Origin of the sequence: Allgaiera indica, assembly GCF_900106675.1 — a bacterium.
Lineage (GTDB): Bacteria > Pseudomonadota > Alphaproteobacteria > Rhodobacterales > Rhodobacteraceae > Acidimangrovimonas > Acidimangrovimonas indica.
In genome coordinates this window covers 57452-75920 of record NZ_FNOB01000018.1, presented here as the reverse complement: position 1 = coordinate 75920, position 18469 = coordinate 57452, and the positions used below count along the sequence as shown (strand labels likewise).

The following is an 18469-nucleotide window of genomic DNA, read 5'->3' as shown; positions in this document are numbered from 1 at the left end:
GCCGTCACCGCGGAACTTCACGCCCCTCGCCATCGTCCTCGGACCGATGGCGGACTATGGCTCGACCGTCGATAAGCAGGTTCAAAGGCTTGCCAGAGCGGCGATACGGGATCTGCACACCGATCCGCGCCTGGCGTCGGCACAGCGTCGAATAATCCGGCACCGGCCAGTCGAGCCCAGCCATCCGGATCAGGCTCTCGACCAGTCCAACCGTTTGCCGAAGCGGAAGGCCGAAGAGCACCTTCATGGACAGGCAGGTCTGGATGGCGTTCGTCAGGAAAACAGTCCCCCGGACTGTTTTCTGATCCTCCTCACCGCTGAAGCTCTGCTGGCGGCCACGCCTGCCGGACGGCGCAGCCTCCCAGTTCATCTCGGGATCGAACCAGGTCGTCAGCGTGCCCCGGCGCTTGAGCGCTTCACTATAGGCTGGCCAGTTCCTGGTCTGGTAGGTCGGGGGGTCGGCCCGCTCATGCGGTAATCCCCCATTTTTGCGGGGGTTTGATCGTAGAATTTATGCGTTTGTGAAGCCCGGGCGCGGCGGCGCGGCTGCCTTTTGGCGGGCCATCGCAACGCATTTGCCGCGTTGTTGGGCAGTTGCGCCACCGACCCGCCACCGCCGGGGCCGATGCCGACGCATCTCTTTGGGCTTCAGCTTGGCGAAAATACTCAAACGGCGGCGCAGCCCGCGACTGCGCCGGATCCCGGGGCGCCTAGCCCTGCGCGCGGCGCTGGTGCAGTTCGAGCCACTCGTGCCAGACCAGCAGGATGACGACAAGATCGAAGACCGACAATAGGATCAGCACCGGCGCCCCGGTCAGGAAGAAATCGCTCATCTGATAGACGATGAACAGCGACAGCACCACGATCGAGACCGGATGCGCCCAGCGTTTCCGGGCAAACAGCGCCACCGCGACGCCCAGGTTCAGCAACCCGTGACCGAACAGATAGACCGACCAGAAGGTATGCGGGTGGACCGTGAAATCGTGCACGCTGCGCAGCAGCGCCGCGGCCAGCGGATCCGCCCGCTGCGAGGCCAGCATCGCCGATGTCCAATGCGCAAGCTCGGTTATCTCGTCGGTGTGAAGCGCCACCTGCAGCACGATCGCGGCGATCAGCTGCGTCGCCCCGATCACCGCCTGCATGGTGATGCCGAAAAGGTAGGACCCATGCAGCCACCGCGCAAGTCGTCCAACCGGAAGCCGCGGTGCCCGGGTCGCCATCATCGGGCTCAGTCCTTGCCCCGGAAGGGCTCGACATATTGCAAGGCCATGTCCCAGGGAAAGAAGATCCAGGTGTCCTGGCTGACCTCGGTGATGAAGGTATCCACCATCTCGCGGCCCTGGGGCTTGGCGTAGACGGTGGCGAAATGCGCCTTGGGATACAGCCTGCGCACCAGTTCCAGCGTCTTGCCGGTGTCGACCAGGTCATCGACCACCAGCACGCCCTCACCGTCGGCGCCCATGATCTCGGCCTGCGGGGCCTTGATGACGCGCGGCTCGGCCTGGGTCTGGTGATCGTAGGACTTGACCGAGATCGTGTCGACGACGCGGATGTCCAGCTCTCGGCTGACGATCATCGCCGGCGCCATGCCGCCGCGGGTGATCGCCACCACGGCACGCCAGCCGCCGCCGGCCGCGCCATCCGATCCGCCCGGACCCTGGCCGTCCAGCCGCCAGGCCAGCGCGCGCGCGTCGCGGTGGATCTGGTCCCAGGAGACGTGAAAGCCTTTTTCGTGTGGCAGACGGTCGGTCATGACGTGTGTTCCTCAGGCAGCGGTGCGCAGCGCGATCAGGCCCAGGACCACGGCCGAGGCACGGTCGATCCAGGCCTTGGCCCGCAGATAGGCGGCGCGCATCGGCGCGGTGGTTAGCATCAGGGCGGCGCCGGTGTACCAGATCAGCTCTAGCGTGAAGTGATCAGCCAACAGTGCCAGGGCGGCCACGCCATGCGGCATCACCGGAAAGACGGTCGAGAAGATCGCGGCGATGAAGAACACCGCCTTGGGATTCGACAGATTGACGAGAAAGCCCAGCCGAAAGCTGCGCCCGCCCATCGCCGCCGACGGCGCCACCGGCGCCCCGGCGCCGCGCCACAGCCCGATCGCCAGCCATGCCAGATAGGCGGCGCCGCCGAGTTTCAGCGCCGCGTAGGCCCAGGGCACCAGCGCAAAGAGCGCATGAAGCCCCAGCAGTGCCGCGCCGACCCAAAGCATGGATGCGCTTGCAAGCCCCACGGCACAGGCAAGCCCCGCCGCCCGCCCTCGCGCCAGCGCCGCGCGCAGCAGCGCCAGAAACGCCGGCCCCGGCACCATCAGCGCGCCAAGGATCGCCAGGTTGAAGGCAAGCAGGCTGGCCAAGCTCATCGTTGTCTCCAGCGTTCAGTCGCCGTCCTTGCCGTTGCGGCCGGTCACGGTATCGATATCGGGCGCATCCGCCGCCTTCATGCCGACGACATGATAGCCCGCATCGACATGCAGCGTCTCGGCGGTGGTGCCCGAGCCCAGATCCGAAAGCAGATAAAGCGCCGCCTTGCCGACCTCTTCCTGCGTCACGTTGCGGCGCAGCGGCGAATTCAGCTCGTTCCACTTCAGGATATAGCGGAAATCACCAATGCCGGAAGCCGCCAGCGTCTTGATCGGCCCGGCCGAGATCGCGTTGCAGCGGATGCCGTGCTTGCCCAGATCCTCGGCGATATACATCACGCTGGCTTCCAGCGCCGCCTTGGCCACGCCCATCACGTTGTAGTGCGGCATCACCTGTTCGGCGCCGTAATAGGTCAGCGTCAGCAGGCTGCCGCCAGCGGACATCATCGCCGCCGCGCGCCGTGCCACCGCCGTGAAGGAATAGACCGAGACATCCATCGTCATGCGGAAGTTCTCGGGCGAGGTGTCGACATAGCGGCCGCGCAGCTCGCTCTTGTCCGAGAAGCCGATCGCATGAACGACAAAGTCGATCTTGCCCCACTTCTCCTCAAGCGTCGCGAACAGCGCGTCGATAGAGGCCTGATCGGTGACGTTGCATTCGATCTTCAGGGTCGCGCCGATCTGTTCGGCCAGCGGCGTCACCCGTTTCAGAAGCGCCTCGCCCTGATAGGACAGCGCGATCTCGGCCCCGTGATCGGCCAGCGTCCGGGCGATCCCCCAGGCGATCGACTTGTCATTGGCCAGGCCCATGATCAGGCCCCGCTTCCCTTCCATTAGCCGCTGCGACATCCGCATCCCCCGCCGACCTACCAGTGTCCAGCCCGTCTAGGCGATGATGATCGCCGCTTCAAGGCCCGTAGAGCCTGTGCCGCGCCGCTGTGGCCGGGCCGCCGCCCCGCCGCCCGGCTTCGCGATACGGCATGGACATGCCGACGCCAACATAGCCTACTTGTGGCCGTCTTCGGCTTCCGCTACGGTGGGTTCTTCGAAAGGACGCATTATGGCAGGCAGAGAAGGAATATTTGCGGGCGAGGATCCCTTCGAGATTGCCCGCCGATGGCTGGCCGAGGCCGAAAGCAGCGAGCCGAACGATCCCAACGCGATCGCGCTTGCGACAGTGGATCAGACCGGCCTGCCGAATGTGCGCATGGTTCTGCTGAAGGAGATCGAACCCGAGGGCTTCGTCTTCTACACCAATTACGAAAGTGTGAAGGCGCGTGAAATCGATGCTGCTGGAACGGCGGCATTCGTGTTACACTGGAAAAGCCTGCGTCGGCAGATACGGGTGCGTGGCCTGGTCGAGCGCGAGGCGGGGCCCAAGGCGGATGCCTATTATGCCTCACGGTCGCTGAAAAGCCGGCTGGGGGCCTGGGCGTCGCGGCAATCCCGGCCGCTCGGTTCGCGCGGGGCATTGATGGCCGAGGTGGCGCGGGTGACGGCCGAGAAGGGGACGAATCCACCGCGGCCGCCATATTGGGGGGGCTTCCGGGTTCGCCCCCTGGAAATTGAGTTCTGGGCGGATGGCGCCTTCCGGTTGCACGATCGGTTCCAATGGCGTCGCGAAACCCTGACGGAAGGGTGGGAGATCCAACGGCTGAACCCTTGAATTTCGCGCTTCGTGAAATGCAAGAGCGTTTGGCGGACGTATTTTGTACTTGATTCACCATGACGGATGCGACAACTCGACAAGACGGGGGCGGCGCCAATTCGGGGAAGCGACGAAGAACATGAACGATGAAGAACAGGTCCCGCAAGAGGTGCAGGGCCGCGTGAAATGGTTCGACCCGGTGAAGGGTTTCGGCTTTGTCGTCGCGAATGACGGCGGCCCAGATATTCTTCTGCACGCCAACGTGCTGCGAAATTTCGGGCAAAGCTCGGTGGCGGACGGGGCCGGGATCTCGATCCGCATCCAGCAGACCCAGCGCGGCGCACAGGCGGTCGAGGTGCTCAGCATCGCGCCGCCCGAAAACATCGGGCAGCCGGCTTTGGACGATATGGGCGGCAATCCACTGCCCGATCCCGCGACCCAGCCGCTGGAACCCGCGCGGGTGAAATGGTTCGACAAGGGCAAGGGCTTCGGCTTTGCCAATGTCTTCGGACGCAGCGAGGACGTGTTCATACATATCGAGGTGCTGCGTCTGTCCGGCTTTGCCGACCTTCAGCCAGGAGAGGCCGTGGGCCTGCGCATCGTCGAGGGGCGGCGCGGCCGGATGGCCACGCAGATGACCTCGTGGGAAGCGGCGCTGCGCGAGGGCGGCGCGTGACGACAGCGCGGCCCCGCGCCGGCCTTTCCGGGCCGGGCCGGGCAGGGCGCCTGCGCAACATCGCGGCCGGCATCGCGGCGGGCCTTGCGCTATGGCTTGCTCCGGCCGCGGCGCAGGCGCGGTGCGTGCCGGGGCAGGTGCAGTTTCGTACCGACAGCGGCATCGTCACCTTCCATGTCAGCCTGGCCCGGACCCCGGCCGAGCGCGAACGGGGCCTGATGAACCGCCGTCATCTGCCGCGCGACGCGGGTATGCTGTTTCTGTTCGGCAAGCCGGGGCCGGTTTCGTTCTGGATGCATGATACGCTGATTCCGCTGGACATGATCTTTATGGATCAGTCGGGGCGGGTGACGCGCATTCATGCCAACGCCACGCCGTTGAGCGATATGCCGATCAACGGCGGATCCAGGGTTTTCGCGGTGCTGGAGATCAACGGCGGGATGGCCGCGCGGGCAGACATCCGGCCCGGGACGGTGATGCGCGCCGACACAATGCCGCAAAAGCGTGCGGCTTGGCGCTGTGCGCGGCGATAGGCCCCTTTTCAGCCCCCGACTTCCCGGTTAGACAGGCCCGGTCGGGGCGTAGCGCAGCCTGGTAGCGCGTCTGTTTTGGGTACAGAAGGTCGTGAGTTCGAATCTCGCCGCCCCGACCATCCCTCTGGTGCCAGTAGCACGCAGGAAAATCCCATCCTTACAGACTATTACCCCTTGGGGTGGCTGGAGATGCTGATTTCTCTGCGCGAAAGCAGCCGAGGGCGTTTACAGAACGGTTTACAATCGCCTCTGTAGCAGGAGGCAGACAACGATCGCCCGCTTGCGCTGTTGGCGATTTCCGGAGGCACAGGCGTTGGCCTCACGCATCGGCCTGCGCAATTCCGAAGATGGAGCGGCAGTTCAGCTTCAGACGCGACGGGAAGTAATGCCTCGAAGCACTTGGCAGCTTACGGATTGAAGCCGCCAAGTTCATCGAGACATCCCAATCTAAAGGCAGCGAGAACGGGTCATCCGGAACTCAAGGCAAACCACTGCCGATTCGATCCACGAGAACCTGCTGCCCCGCTTGGCAACGCAGAAAGGAGACTGACGACCTACTGAACAGTTCGGGAATTCTTGACGCGGCCCCATGGTGGGGACGCACACACCAAGACAGGTGATACATGCAACACACTCCCGATCTCCAATCGTTGCTTCACAATCTGAACACCACCAGGCACTTCTTCGGCTGGTTGCGCGAAGAGGGCGACAGCCTGATCGCGTCGGCCAAGTTGCTGGGTGGCGCCAAGTGGGCTAAGTGCGCTCATCGCGTGGTGGGCTGCGCCAAGGCCGGCGACGACATCGCCGTCTGGCGCAAGGACCTCCATGCGCTGCGGCGGCTTCTGCACCTCGAGTTCACGGATGACATTGAGAGCGAAGAGGCCCACCTCTTCATGGCCATTCACCCCGACGATCCGAGGGCAGATGAAGCTCGTATCTGTGCCGAGGCCTTGGATCGCGGCCTTAGCGCGCTCGAGGCCCTCAGGCGCTCCGGCCTGACCAACGTTCGGGAGGCCGCGTGATGGGGAAGAGTCCGAGCATTCACCTCGCGCTGGCCCGCGACTTCACCCGGATGGCTGGGCAGTGGCTTACCCTGATCCGCTTCAGCGTCCACGGGAACGCTCCCGTCTTTTCCCCGAGCGTTTCGCTTTACCACGACATGCTGGATCCGAACGCCGAAGATGGCGCACGCCTGAAAGCCTGCCGCACGATGCTGACTCTCGTGGATGAACAGGTGCTCATGGAGAACAGGTGTGGACGTGAGGCCTACGCGCGTGACAGGCCTGTCGACCCCTACGGTCGACATTGGCGGACTACTGAGCGCGGGGCCGCGCTGGCGGCGCTGTCCAGCCTTCTCGCCGGTGCGATTGGTGCATTCGCCGCGGCGGAAAAGAATGGGAAGAGCTGAAGGCATTTCCCGCCAACAATAGTGGCGGCCTTCATGTCAAACCGATTCCAAATCGAAATGTCGGCTGCCCCTCACCGGGGCAGCTGATGCTTTCCTCAGTTGTTTCTGTGGCATTCGACTATGAAATGACCACTGGGGCCTCTTTCGCTTCGCGCACGCTCTCGTGGTGAGGCGAGATCAATTCAAAAAATTCTGAAATAATTGCAAAAAGTCCTTTGCAAATTTGACGCTCAGCCTATGTGCATTTCGAGAAAATGGAAAAGGAACTTCAGATGAGAGAAATGCAACAGTTTTGGCACATGCTCGACCAAACGCTTCCCTCGGTTCAATCTTGCTGGGATCGCAAAGTTGAAGGGATTCGTCCCGATCGAGTGGAGCATGTTCTCGAAATGGGCTCTTCCGGAGAGCGTCACATGCTGTTTTTCTTTCGCGATGTCTGGTTCGGTGGCGGCAAACGCGATCAGCCATTTGATGTCATCGAAGCGATCCGAGTAGTGGACGCCTCGCAAGCGCACATCATTCAGGAATGGCTTGCCGCTCCCTTCTGGCCTTAGATTTAAGTCAGTTTCAGCATCATCCGCGAACCAGATAAAAGGTGTTACTTTCAAATGACGTCCCCGACCAACCAGATCAAGCGCTTGGCTCGCTTCATCGCGGACTACTGGGCAACACATGAGGGAGCGGACTTTCCCCTCTTCGACATGGCTGCCTGCTCCCCGATCCTTTTGAAAGAGCTTACGCACGCGATGGACGAAATTGGGGACGTTAGAAAAGTGCGCGACCACAAAGCCGCGGAACCTCAACGTAAACGCGAAGAAGCCCGGTGGATCCTCCTGGACCTTCCGGAAAGCACCAGCGCGCATGCTCGGCAACAATTCGCTAAAAAGGTGCTTGCCCTGAGCACTGAGGATCTCGTTCGCCGTCGCAACGCACAAAACTTGCTTCGCTACGAAGATATTCCTGAACGGGATCTTCTCGAAGTAGCGTGCCAGGTTGTGTCTGCAGAAATGGTTCGTCGGCGCAGGAACGATTTTGTGGCTACCACCACCGTTGAAGACCAGGTGTCTTTCGGGAACGCATAGGTTGCTGGCGCTGAAGGCCGGGGGGCGATTGTCGGCGATGGAGGCCTCGATGCAAATCGCGTTGCCATCAATCCCGCGATCGTCAGTGGCGATGTAGTAGACAGCTGCTCGAGTTGCTGTCGTGGCGCTAACGGGAGATGGTACCTATCCAGTACATCCACCAGCACAGGGGGTTAGCGATGCTTATGCATGCTGGCCCAATCGGCTTCTGGCCCCCCGTGTGGCCTCGTCAGTCGGACGAAGAGAGGGGGGCGTCAAGTTCTCCGAGCGTCGGCGTGGGTGGGCAGACTTCGGGAAGTGTGCCCACCCGCCAAGCAAGCCGTTAGGCTATCCTGGCGCTCTGGTCGCGATGCGCTCAGATTGCGAAGTCCTCGACGCTCCGACCCGCGCTCTCCGCCTCGAGCAACCACTTCGGTTTGCGACCGCGCCCAGTCCACGTGGAGCCAGTTTCCGGGTCGCGGTAACGAGGTTCACCCTTGCTGCCGGACTTTTTCGACTTGCCTCCCGTCGCTCCAGAGAACAGGTCGCCGATGTCATATCCAGCCTCGTCGAGGATCTTCTGGATCGCCGCTTTCGTGTCGGCTTTCTTTCTTGCTTCTGCTGCAGCAAGTTGTTTCTCCGCATCTTTCATGAGCTTCTTCAGCTCATCGGCGGACATCTTTTCGAGATCTTTCATCATGCCTACCTTCATTTACGTGGGGAAGTTTCGTGACATTTTGGAACGACTAAAGGAAATATGTTCTAATGGCAAATGAGAAAGGCATGCGCGCTGTCCTTGGACGTGTTGGGGAGGAAGTCCTCGATACCAAGACACCGAGAGAACGGCCTGCTGCCGGCGGAGATCTGGTTTCAGTGATGCGCATTACCGCTGCATCGCTGATGCGCGACATGCAAGGAAACGCAATACGAAGCGAAGAAGATAGTTGCTATCAGGTCTTTCCGTTCTTAATCGATCATGTGCGCCTGCGCATGATAAGATCGCCGAGGAGGCATGAGCATTTCATTGACCGAACAAAAATTACGTTCCGTGAAGCACTGACAGAGGATGGGCGGAGGTACATCAGGCACTCCTCCTACCCTGGGCTTGACGACGTCTTGATCAATGCCGAGCCATACACAGATCCGGAGTTTCTTCGGGAGTACGCCGCTTACGCTTTCACCGCGCAACTTACGCAGATGAGCGGGCACGAATTGGCTGAGTTCATTTCAAGTAAGAGTTGTGATGATGAATGATCTGCATGTGGTTCCCGTTGGTGCGCGCTCAATATCGGGTCTCGTTGAGGTTTCGGATGGGGGATGAAAAGTCGGATGAACAGATAGTTCTGGACCGTGTCACACCAAGGTTTGGTTCAGCCGAAGCAGCAATCAAGTGGTTCGAAGAAGAGCCACTGCCAGGCCTGTCGGGCGCGACCGCCAAGCAGCTCGTCGTACAGGGAAGGGTAAGGGAAATCCTCGACTACATCGACGCAATCGATGAAGGAGGCTATGCCTAAGGCTACAGCTGTGGAAGATCGTCGTGAGTAGATTGCCGTTCTCTGGATGCAGTCCAAGTCGGCAATCGTCACAACGATTTCAACCGTTCGTCGAAGCGTCGAAGGAATAGCCGGGCAGTGACGAGCGTGATCTGAAGGCGGAAGGTCGAATCTTCCTCTTCGGATAGCCCCGGGTGACTTCCTTCTGGATGCATGCGACTCCACAGACCCTCTACGAACTGAGATCGAACCTTTTTGTCTTTCGGGAGCCATTCGTTGTAGCTTGCCATCAGGAAAGGCGGATCGATCTCGCCGAGGAATTTCAACCTATCGGTCATAACGTTTGAACTCGCGTAACCCAGTCGCGCCGCAATCTCCGCCAAGTAGCTCTCAAAAAATGTCCTAAGCTGGCTGTTTGCAGCCGCCCAGTCGCCCCGCTGGTAAGATGATCGGGCCTGAGCGAGGTGCCCCAGGGCGGTCAACAGTCTGTGTTTGTTTAGTAGCTCCTCGAGTTCGCTTTCCGCCTCTCTAAAATCAAGCTCTGGTACATCAGCAGGAAGCATCCGCCTGAGATCAGTTGTCGAATCCATTACAGGCTCGTCAGAAAACATTGAAACCCGCCCGCTCGGGTGCGGGATTTGACCGTAGACGACTTCAAACCCGTCGTAGCGGAGACCGGCCAAGTACTTGCGCCACGCGGCCTCCGCCTTTACTATATCAGGTGCTGTCAGCGCGAGCTTTACGATTGCTCTCTGAAGGGGCATTTGCCCCTCTTCTGTCCACACGGTAGGATTCAACGTCGCCGCGACCCTGGCCCACGCAGCGACACGGCCCGACTTGCTCGTTTGCGTGCCAACCTGTCTTTGAATGTCCCACTGCACCTCAAGAATCTTCATGTCGTCGCGAGAGTGAAACTTTTCTAACACCTCTATGGCGGCTACAAGGGTAAGGCGATTGAACTCTTCCACGATTGATGCCTCCGCTGCACTTGAATTTCTGAGAGGTAGGAGTGCTTCAAATGACCTACTTCATATAGTCGTTTGAGCGGAGTCTTCGGATTTCGTCTTCATTGGGATAGGGGAAGCTGATCAGGCGCGCCTCCACTTTAGCTCTTTCCCAATCATGCTTTAAAAGGCGAGCAACCTGAGCCAGAAATTTCATCCTCAAGAGATCATCAGATATCAGCATGCTGTCTTCAAGCGTCTTTAAGATCTGCATGTCGTTCCTATCGTCAGGATTCAGCCGAAGGCGAAATTCCGAGATGATCGCGAGAAACCTCGGCGAACGAGTTTCGTCTCTTTGCATCAGGAGCGAGGCTTCGACGGTGAGCGTTCGAACCTTGTCGCGCCAATCCTTGCGTTCGCCAACTACGTCTCTCGAGTAGCTCGCTGTTTTGGCCGTTGCATACGCCACAATTATCGAGACAATTGCGCTGAGGATCAGCGTGGCTATTCCTTCCATGATTTGGTCTTATCCATCATTCTTGGGCACCGTTTGCCCTTCCGTTGGTGACAGTTCGTCGAAGAATATTACATGAAGAAACTATAGCGGGTCTTGAGGGGGTCATCGTCAGTCACGTACTTCAGAATCTTCCCTACGTTTTTCGACGCCGCAAGCGTGATCGGGAAGCCGTTGTCAAACTGTGTGTTATTCCAATTCATCTTCGTCAACGCGAGGACCTCTGCCGCGTTGTGCGAAACTGGCTGTGACGGTGCCTGAGATCGGATCATAAGAGGACTTGGGACGTACATGCCCGTATAGGTCCGAAAGAAGTCGACACCACCTCGAGTGTAAAGTACCGCTCTATCCCCATCGAGGCGCAGGAGCGTACCTCTCAGGGGCGGGTAGTTGCCTTCACGATATAGACGTAGCGAAGCCTTGGAGATCGCGAGGCAGTCGAGGTTGTCGATGTCGCATTCATCTATCGCTGCTTCGAAACCAGCCATTTCCTGGGCGTGGAACGGCGAGGACTTATGCAGGACGACCCGCGCCGGATAGTGGTGGTGCTGATCCCTAAAGTGCTTCAGCGACCGAGAGAGCAAGTCGTGCGCGTCTCCTTCGGTCATGTATGGCCGCCGGTCTTCGGAGAGCTCTGCCGCTCTGCCCCCTCTGAGGATAAGCCCTTCGCCGCGCTCGTCGAACATTTGCGCGGTGCTCGCGTCCAGAAAGCGCCCATCGGGCGTCTTATGGAAGCTGATCCCGATGAAACAGGAGCGTAACTGCCGAGCGTCCCGTGCGAGTCGCCAGGGTAGGCCGCCAGCTTTGTAATAGAGCGCCGTAAAGAAGTTCCAGGCGCGTGTCGCGTCCTCTTGTACGTCGCGGCTGTTCTCGGGCTTTGTCTTGAGGGGGATCTTCACCTTTGGATCGTAGAGCACGGGCTGAACGATCTGTATCGGGACGCCGTAGCGCATCGCAGCGATCTTGAGGCGCGCGCGAAAATCGACGCCGGTCGGAGTTGGAGCTTGCTTCAAATCATCTTCTGGCCCTGGTTCGCCCTCAATAAGATCACCATCGTCACCGGCTGCGTTGACCGAAGCGATCACGTCGATTGGTAGGGCCACAATGACAACCGATGGCGGCGAATTGCCATCTGCCAGAGCCCTGAGTTCATCGATGAAGAGTTCAGCGTACCGATCGGATCGCGTGAGAGGATTGGAGCCCTCGAGTTTCTTCAGTTTTCGCGTCGAAATCGTTCGGGTGTCCTGATCTACCAAGATGAACGGGACCTTAAACGGACCGTCGTCTGCAGTTCCAGGAAACGGGGGGTAGAGGTTGGTTAGACGGGTGTCAGTTTTCGCCTCGATGCCCTCATGACACCGGATGAGCCACTCTCGAACGCCATCGACCGTCTCCGCGTCCCCGATCAATCCCAATCTAACGTTAGAGGGTGCGCCGACCTGGCCGGTATCGAAGGGACCATTGTCCATAAGACCATAGCGTATGTCGACATGTCGCTGGCCGAGCCCAAACTCAAGCTCTGGTTCTTGGAGATGCGAAAGCTTCATCATCCGAAGAGCCCTGGGTCCGTTGCCGATGCTTTCCCTTCGGAGGCCTTCCAGAACTTGTCATCAATCCCGAAATCTGCTTCGAGCCTGTCTATGGGCGCAAATGCGAGGTGTGGATAGGCCGATCCAAAGAGATCGTCCTGGCTCTTCGAGATCAGCAGTTCGCGCCACATGATGAATTGTCCGCGGACGGCATCATTGCGTTCCTGGCGCTTGATCCCTGCCAGGTGATCCGCTTCGAACTTGTCGCGTTGAACCCCATCGCGCGTATAGTGGTAGGTTGGCGTGATCTGGATGAACCATTCTCGCCCGATACGGAGGAATTGCCAAGAAAAGGCCGAGTGGCGCCAATAGGCGATTTGAGATTTGTCTTTTTTCTTGAAGTAGGGAAGGGCGACATCTCGGCCAGAATCCCTGAGGTTAGCACGATATTCGAAACGTCGTTTTTTGGGGCCACTTCGGGGCTTAAAGTAGAGTGTTCTGTGCTTGGGATCGTACCGCAAGTCTCTCGACAGCATTTGTTGAAGGGCGAGATTGAGGAGATTGACGAAGATGCGCTCCCTGTCGGGATCCTCTGAGAACGCCCACTCCGCCGCATCGAACTCTTCTTTCGCGCCCGGATCGCAAACCTCCCTCCACGGGTGGGTGTCGAGGTCGCGCAGCGAGAGTAGGGCGTTCTCGCGCAGGATTACCTCACGGTCAGGGTATTTGTCGTGTTGACGGACGAGGTACCAGAGTTGCTTCGCAGTTTTCATCTCCGTCGGCGCCCAGAAAATGGTCTCGGGGAGCCGGGAAACGCGAAGCAGATTCGGAGTGAGCAGTTCCTGCTTTCTGGGGGGCGGATAATAGCTTCCGGCGCGTCCGTTCTCGGACACGGTTCGGATCGCGAGCGCTGCGGACGCATCGAATACGTCTTCGACCTTCTCGAACGTGACCCTCTTGCTGGCTCGGTTCGCAGGCACGTTGAACCAAGCTCGCAGGTCTTTCCAATATGCGATGTCGTGCTCGAGATCGGTGACGATCAGGATCGTCGGCATGGTGCCAGATAACCAATACTCGATGTCCTTGTCTGAACACGGAAAATGGAACTTTGCCTCACTGTCTCCGGGCAGCCGCCTCGTCGTTGCCTTGCTTTGAAATTGGAGCGTTTGGTTGCTAACACGATCAGTCTCCGGGTCGCGAATTTCGATGAATCCATCGACGCCCGCTTCGACACCACCAGTTTCGTAGAAGAGGTATCCCATGGAGGCGACGACCTTGCGGACGTGGGCTATACCCCGTTCGCCGATGATGTCAGACTTGGATATTTTTTTGCCTGACAATGCGTTCGTCCACTAATAGTTGCGACTCATCATGTTGCTATCACATTAGGATGCGTTCGTGCCGCCTTCAACGCACCAACGCAGATTGTGCGATAACTCTAACAGACTGCTGAAAAGTCCGGAGCGGCCCTCGACGCAGATCAAGACGAATGATATGGGCCGGCTGCTTTCCTTCATATGTCCGCTTGCGAGCTCACGAAGGCCATTCTACAAGCTGATGCCGCCATCGGAAACTGGCCATTTCTCAGTTCTGCCAAAGCGCTTCGGGTGCTGCTACGTCGCTATCAAGGGCTCGCGCGCACCCGCGCTGGCAGATCGACGTAGCTACTTTGGCTCCAAACCAGCCGTCCATCCAAACCTACTACTCAACGTTTCATCAGGTCGGTCAGCCACTCGCTGAGCAGGACCCTGGACTGTAGAAACATCTCGCAAAAGGAAAAAAGCGAAACAAAGGGTATCGCTTCGATGCGAAAGAGGTGTGTCCGAAACGTCGCATCCTGCACTTTGCCAAATTGAAGGCTTTCCTTGAAACGCTTCGATCGATCTTCTTCGGCGTACACATTGATAGCCAAGTCGAGGTGCTGCATCGTAACCTCGCTTAGAGGTGTGTGGGCTGGATCTTTTGTGTCGAGATGGATGCAGCGCCCGACCATCAACCTGTTCGGATCGTCAGGCCGAGGCAGTTCTTCGATAGTCATCGAAAGATAATCCTCCTTGCGCCGTTGAACGTGAACTTCCAGCCTGCGCAGATGTCGAACGTGATAGTCCCAGTGTTCTCCGTATCCTTCCGATATTTGCAAATTCCGAAGCTCGTAAGCAGCAAATTCCTTCATTCCCTTTCGCAAGCTGAAATCCGGCAGCCACCGGGGGTTCGCTGGCACTAATGTCGCTTCTGCAAGAGCCAGAAGTGGCTTGGTCTCAAAGTAGGTATCGGCGTCAAGCCGAACATATGTATTTGCGGATGGCCACTCCTTCCGTGCCCAATTGACGATGCCCGGATTGAGATATGGAATGAGTTTCGTGAACCCGCTTCCAACTGAATAGATTTCACTTCCCGATACGGAGTCGATCGCTGTCAGATCAAGGAGTTCATAGTCTAAATTGCCATTTTTCTTGCGACGGATCTGGCGGAACAGCGATGGTACACTACGAAAAATCGGCTGTGACGCATGATAGGGCTGACATTGCGCTCGCAATCGAAGATGTGCCGCCTCACGCTTAACCTCAAAGGTCATTGCGAAACTTGCGAGACGAGACCGACGAGACTGACTGGCAAAAACGTCGGTTAGCAGATAACTACTAAGTTCGTTCTCTTCTTCACCAGAAAGCAGGGTTTCTCTGAATTTTACCGACGGCTCGACAATATAAGCATGTGGGCCTGGATTCTCAATTAGTTCATGGATTGTGATGTTGTCTTGGTTTGCGAGGGCGGCCAACTTTCCCACATTTTCGAAATAGACATCAATATCCAACGGCACAACCTCCCTCACCGCAGCCAAAAATCACCGTCAATACGCCCAAGGTAACGCGCGTCGGGCCTGAATGATAGCACCTCTGTAAGTGAGGTTCAGGTCGCAGTTTGAATGATCACATGGCTCGTGGACGCTTTCTTCGCTAATTTTGAGCCAAGGAGGCCACGATAGGCGAAGGCAATCACACCGATGTGTTTAAGCGGGACGCGTTCGCGCAGATCATTGACCGGGGCTAATCTGTTGCAGGGGTGGCGCAATGGCTTAGGGTCCGCCGGCGCTTCCTCTATACATGGAGGCAGAGGTTTGCGGGGGTGTCGTTCGGAGAGACCGAGAAGGATTCCGAGATCCGTGGCCTCAAGCGGGAGCTGACACAGGTGACCAGGGAGCGCGACATCCTAAAACAGTCCGCCGCGTATTTCGCCAGTGATGCAAAGTGAGACATGCGTTCGTGGCTGAGCATCGCGGACAGCTATCGGTGCGAGCGATACGCCGGTGCCGGCGCCTCCAGCAGGGCCGCTTCTACGCCTGGCTGAAGGCTCTGTAGAGCAGGCGAGGCTTGGAAGACAAGGTTGATCCGGTGGGTCTGTTCCGACAGCGGCAAGGTCTATGGCAATCATAAGCTGCAGAACGGCGTGCTCGATCAGGGTGAGCGCATCTGCTTGAACGGTGTCAGGGGGCTGAGCGTGCCGAAGAAGAATCCTGGGGCCGCCAAGGCGTCCAGTTGTTCCGCCGTGGCCTTTGAAGGTCGATATCTCATAACCGGCGCACGAGGTGTAGATAACTAAGCGGTTAACAGAGCAGGATGAACCGGGCTTGGCCCTGGCATGCCGTTGTGCTCCTCGGTTTACTGTCGACAGCCTCCATCGTTAACGTGCATACTTAGTTTCAACGGCGTTTAGGCCAGCCCACACGCGTTGTTTATGAAGCTTCCAAACGAGTTGGAAATGCAAAGAGATATATTAGGCTCCTCCGCAGAGGAAGCACATGCTCTTCTCGCATTGGCAAGCTTAAAGGGGGTCGGATATTGGACTCTATTTAAGCTGAAGCGCGAGGGCATATCTGCCCGAAGCATTCTTGAATTGAGTGATGGTAAAGAAGTCACGACTACCCTGACGCGACTTGGTGCAAAGATCGGTGCTTCCGGGGGTGACTGGGCCGATGCATCGAGAAGAGCACTTGAACGGGCGCATCGTGTATTCGACCAGATGGAGAATGAGGGAATCCGGATAGTGTTTCCAGACTCTCCAGCTTACCCTAAGTCGCTCTTAGCCCTCGACGACCCTCCCGCCTGGTTGTTTGTACGAGGCGAGGCGTCAGTCCTTAGTGAACCTTCCATCACCGCAGTAGGTACGCGCAATCCGTCTCCAGACGGAGAGTGGCTAAGCAAATTTGTTGGGATCAATTTTGCTGATTGGAAGGCTGTGACCGTTAGTGGACTGGCAGCCGGGATGGACCAAGCAGTGCATAACTTGTCGATCCGGATGGGTGTTCCGACGATTGCAGTGCTTGGGACTGGTATAAAAACAGAATACCCGAAGGGATCTGGTCGGATTGCTGACATGATAGTAAGTGAGGGCGGAGCGATTGTTACCGAATATCTTCCAAACGACAGCTACAGCGGAGAAAATTTCGTGCGAAGGAACAGACTGCAAGCAGCTTTGGGAAAAGTCCTGATCCCGATTGAATGGTCACCCAAAAGCGGCACAGCACACACCGTCAACTACGCAGCCACGCTCAGTCGACCGATTGCTGCGCTAAGGGTTACTGACTGGCCTGACGGTCGTGTCGTGTTGCCACGAAATGCACATTCTAACTCACGGATTTTCACTATTCCCCGCGATCAAGATCGTTTCTTTGAGTTTGTTCAAAAAGCACTGGCTGAACCTTTGCGCACGCGTGAGATTCAACCCAACCTCATTTAGGATTAAGCCATGTCCACGTTGAAGGGTGTGATATTTTCGCTCCGCGATGTTGTCGTAAAAAGCGGAAAAATGGACGCTGCAATCTTCGAAGAATTCAAGAGGCTCGTATTGTGGTTGGTGGCCAACGGCTTGAGACCGGTCTTCGTTGGGAACAATAGCTGGACAATCACTTCCACAGATGGAACCAAAACACCATTTCAAGACTTTGTAGCCGCCAATATTGGTGAGTTCGACTGGTTCATGGCTGACTCTTCCCCTATGCCATACAAGCCTCAAAAAGCTTCAATGGAATATGTGCTTAATCAATTCGGGTGGGAAAAACACGAGGCTGTATATGTAGGAAATACCGAAACGGATATGAGGACTGCCCGTAATGGTGGCCTGCTGTTTTTGAATGCCTTGTGGCATGGTGAGGCGAGCGACTACGGTTTCAAATTCGATAGTCCTAAGGATATAGCGAGATTTATCGACTGCTTTTATATCGGGATTCATGGCTGGTTTTGGGCGCTCGAAGATGAGGATCTAAGGGTTTACTCACTGGCTCCGTTTTCAACTATGTCTGAAAAATACAAGGACGCTCACGGATTTTCTTATCACGCCCGAAACACCGCAAAGTCCGGTGGCGGAGATCCAGTTTTTTGGGGAAGACTCCTCGCCTCCAGCGTTTACTCTTCCGGGCTCGCTGAGGATATTTCCTTCGTAACCTCGTACCCGGGCCATTCGACAGCTTCTGCGGAGCCGAGCGTGAATAAGGCGCTAACAATCTTTGCTGATTGTATGCAGGCGAAATTTGTTCCCGATCTGCTGGTTAGGTATGCGACCGCGCAAAAGTCACAAAATGCTCGAATCGCGGGAAAGGCGGTGGGCGTAAAGAACCAAATCGATACTATCCACCTCAATCCGGCGCCACTGAAATCTAAAAAGGGTGATCGTTATAAGTCGCCGCCATTGAAGAAGGGGAAGACGGTTTTGATAGTCGACGATTTTTGCACGCAAGGCAATTCTTTCGAAGCGGCGAGGGCTTACATTTCTGCCACTGGTGCGAACGCCCTTTGCTTGTCTTGGTTGAAGACGATCAACACTGACTATGCCGCCGTCAAGCCTATGGTGAGTGTGGAAAATCCGTACGTGCCAAACACGATTGAGGATGAACCAGTCAAAGAGGTATACCGGTTCTCAAGTCACGTTGCAAATCCAGCCGCAACTTCGGATCTGAATGTAGTGTTTCAAAAATACTACCACTGGGACTGGCCATAGTTTTGCGCAACTTGAAAACTTGGGGGACGAGGACTTAACTTAATCGCATCTCCAGCGTCAGCTTTGCTTCTTGCTCGTGGGGTGGATCGTATTCGCAGTGAGCTTCCGCTTTCCGCTCTTCTGATCGAAGACCATCGCAGGCGAAGCGTAGATCGCGCCTGCGACGAACAGCTGCTTTGTCCGCACTCCCGACCTTCAACAGCAAGATGATCGTGCGCCTGCGGCGAATGTCCAGTTTGGTGGACTGCGACGCGGCATAGCTGTAGTAGTGTGAATGGTGAGAAAGGGCCATCTGCGATGCTTTCCGCAC

22 protein-coding genes, 1 tRNA gene and 1 pseudogene are annotated in these 18469 nt (G+C 57.5%); 12 read left to right on the top strand and 12 right to left on the bottom strand.

Going from position 1 to position 18469, the window contains the following annotated elements:
- Positions 1-25: 25 nt before the first annotated feature.
- The 5 genes and pseudogenes from BLV97_RS15340 to fabI form a co-directional block, all read right to left on the bottom strand.
- Positions 26-511 (bottom strand): annotated as a pseudogene (locus BLV97_RS15340) (transposase); the annotation flags it as partial.
- Positions 512-710: 199 nt separating this feature from the next.
- Positions 711-1223: a DUF2127 domain-containing protein gene (locus BLV97_RS15335; protein WP_051645822.1), complete on the bottom strand. Its 513-nt coding sequence runs from the start codon at positions 1221-1223 to the stop codon at positions 711-713.
- Between the two features lie 5 nt (positions 1224-1228).
- Positions 1229-1753 (bottom strand): xanthine phosphoribosyltransferase, encoded by a 525-nt coding sequence (gpt, locus tag BLV97_RS15330; RefSeq protein WP_035838045.1) that lies wholly within the window; start codon positions 1751-1753, stop codon positions 1229-1231.
- A gap of 12 nt (positions 1754-1765) precedes the next feature.
- Positions 1766-2362: a LysE family transporter gene (locus BLV97_RS15325; RefSeq protein ID WP_035838043.1), complete on the bottom strand. Its 597-nt coding sequence runs from the start codon at positions 2360-2362 to the stop codon at positions 1766-1768.
- A 15-nt stretch (positions 2363-2377) separates the two neighbouring features.
- Entirely contained in the window at positions 2378-3211 is an 834-nt protein-coding gene (gene fabI, locus BLV97_RS15320; protein WP_035838041.1) for an enoyl-ACP reductase FabI, read from the bottom strand.
- A 211-nt stretch (positions 3212-3422) separates the two neighbouring features.
- On the opposite strand from fabI, the gene pdxH reads away from it, so the two are divergent.
- The 8 genes from pdxH to BLV97_RS15280 all read left to right on the top strand — a co-directional run bounded on the left by pdxH (position 3423) and on the right by BLV97_RS15280 (position 7709).
- The gene (gene pdxH / locus BLV97_RS15315; protein ID WP_035838039.1) at positions 3423-4028 is read left to right on the top strand and encodes a pyridoxamine 5'-phosphate oxidase; all 606 of its coding nucleotides are present in this window, start codon (positions 3423-3425) and stop codon (positions 4026-4028) included.
- A 121-nt stretch (positions 4029-4149) separates the two neighbouring features.
- Positions 4150-4686 carry a cold-shock protein gene (locus BLV97_RS15310; protein ID WP_035838037.1) on the top strand — a complete coding sequence of 179 codons (537 nt, stop codon included), beginning with the start codon at positions 4150-4152 and terminating at the stop codon, positions 4684-4686.
- Complete coding sequence (locus BLV97_RS15305; RefSeq protein ID WP_244521041.1) at positions 4683-5219, top strand: DUF192 domain-containing protein; 537 nt, start codon at positions 4683-4685, stop codon at positions 5217-5219. Before BLV97_RS15310 ends, BLV97_RS15305 begins: the two co-directional genes overlap by 4 nt.
- A 42-nt stretch (positions 5220-5261) precedes the next feature.
- Positions 5262-5338: transfer RNA gene (locus tag BLV97_RS15300), tRNA-Pro, on the top strand.
- Positions 5339-5842: 504 nt separating this feature from the next.
- Entirely contained in the window at positions 5843-6241 is a 399-nt protein-coding gene (locus BLV97_RS15295) for a hypothetical protein (protein WP_051645821.1), read from the top strand.
- Complete coding sequence (locus BLV97_RS15290) at positions 6241-6627, top strand: hypothetical protein (RefSeq protein ID WP_035838035.1); 387 nt, start codon at positions 6241-6243, stop codon at positions 6625-6627. The genes BLV97_RS15295 and BLV97_RS15290 overlap by 1 nt, the downstream gene beginning before the upstream one ends.
- A gap of 254 nt (positions 6628-6881) precedes the next feature.
- On the top strand, positions 6882-7181 hold the full coding sequence (locus BLV97_RS20855) for a hypothetical protein (RefSeq protein WP_143037556.1): 300 nt from the start codon (positions 6882-6884) through the stop codon (positions 7179-7181).
- 54 nt (positions 7182-7235) lie between these two features.
- Positions 7236-7709 carry a hypothetical protein gene (locus BLV97_RS15280; RefSeq protein WP_035838031.1) on the top strand — a complete coding sequence of 158 codons (474 nt, stop codon included), beginning with the start codon at positions 7236-7238 and terminating at the stop codon, positions 7707-7709.
- A gap of 355 nt (positions 7710-8064) precedes the next feature.
- Here the strand turns inward: BLV97_RS15280 and BLV97_RS15275 are convergent, their stop codons facing one another.
- Entirely contained in the window at positions 8065-8388 is a 324-nt protein-coding gene (locus BLV97_RS15275) for an H-NS histone family protein (protein WP_035838030.1), read from the bottom strand.
- 65 nt (positions 8389-8453) lie between these two features.
- Here BLV97_RS15275 and BLV97_RS15270 point away from each other — a divergent pair, with 65 nt between their 5' ends.
- Positions 8454-8942 (top strand): hypothetical protein, encoded by a 489-nt coding sequence (locus BLV97_RS15270; RefSeq protein WP_035838029.1) that lies wholly within the window; start codon positions 8454-8456, stop codon positions 8940-8942.
- Positions 8943-8998: 56 nt separating this feature from the next.
- Complete coding sequence (locus BLV97_RS15265) at positions 8999-9202, top strand: MbcA/ParS/Xre antitoxin family protein (RefSeq protein WP_160169141.1); 204 nt, start codon at positions 8999-9001, stop codon at positions 9200-9202.
- Positions 9203-9270: 68 nt separating this feature from the next.
- Here the strand turns inward: BLV97_RS15265 and BLV97_RS15260 are convergent, their stop codons facing one another.
- The 5 genes from BLV97_RS15260 to BLV97_RS20850 all read right to left on the bottom strand — a co-directional run bounded on the left by BLV97_RS15260 (position 9271) and on the right by BLV97_RS20850 (position 14980).
- A complete protein-coding gene (locus tag BLV97_RS15260; RefSeq protein WP_035838028.1) occupies positions 9271-10149 on the bottom strand; it encodes a hypothetical protein in 879 nt (292 codons plus the stop codon).
- 55 nt (positions 10150-10204) lie between these two features.
- On the bottom strand, positions 10205-10642 hold the full coding sequence (locus tag BLV97_RS15255; protein ID WP_035838026.1) for a hypothetical protein: 438 nt from the start codon (positions 10640-10642) through the stop codon (positions 10205-10207).
- Between the two features lie 68 nt (positions 10643-10710).
- Positions 10711-12189: an argonaute/piwi family protein gene (locus BLV97_RS15250; protein WP_035838023.1), complete on the bottom strand. Its 1479-nt coding sequence runs from the start codon at positions 12187-12189 to the stop codon at positions 10711-10713.
- Positions 12186-13508: a DUF4365 domain-containing protein gene (locus tag BLV97_RS15245; RefSeq protein WP_035838021.1), complete on the bottom strand. Its 1323-nt coding sequence runs from the start codon at positions 13506-13508 to the stop codon at positions 12186-12188. The genes BLV97_RS15250 and BLV97_RS15245 overlap by 4 nt, the downstream gene beginning before the upstream one ends.
- A 365-nt stretch (positions 13509-13873) precedes the next feature.
- A complete protein-coding gene (locus BLV97_RS20850; RefSeq protein WP_143037555.1) occupies positions 13874-14980 on the bottom strand; it encodes a hypothetical protein in 1107 nt (368 codons plus the stop codon).
- 920 nt (positions 14981-15900) lie between these two features.
- Here BLV97_RS20850 and BLV97_RS15230 point away from each other — a divergent pair.
- A complete protein-coding gene (locus BLV97_RS15230; protein ID WP_081824884.1) occupies positions 15901-16902 on the top strand; it encodes a DNA-processing protein DprA in 1002 nt (333 codons plus the stop codon).
- A 9-nt stretch (positions 16903-16911) separates the two neighbouring features.
- Positions 16912-18159, top strand: coding sequence for an HAD-IA family hydrolase (locus BLV97_RS20845; protein ID WP_143037554.1), 1248 nt, complete (start codon positions 16912-16914; stop codon positions 18157-18159).
- A 34-nt stretch (positions 18160-18193) separates the two neighbouring features.
- Here the strand turns inward: BLV97_RS20845 and BLV97_RS20840 are convergent, their stop codons facing one another.
- The gene (locus tag BLV97_RS20840) at positions 18194-18451 is read right to left on the bottom strand and encodes a hypothetical protein (protein WP_143037553.1); all 258 of its coding nucleotides are present in this window, start codon (positions 18449-18451) and stop codon (positions 18194-18196) included.
- Positions 18452-18469 lie beyond the last annotated feature (18 nt).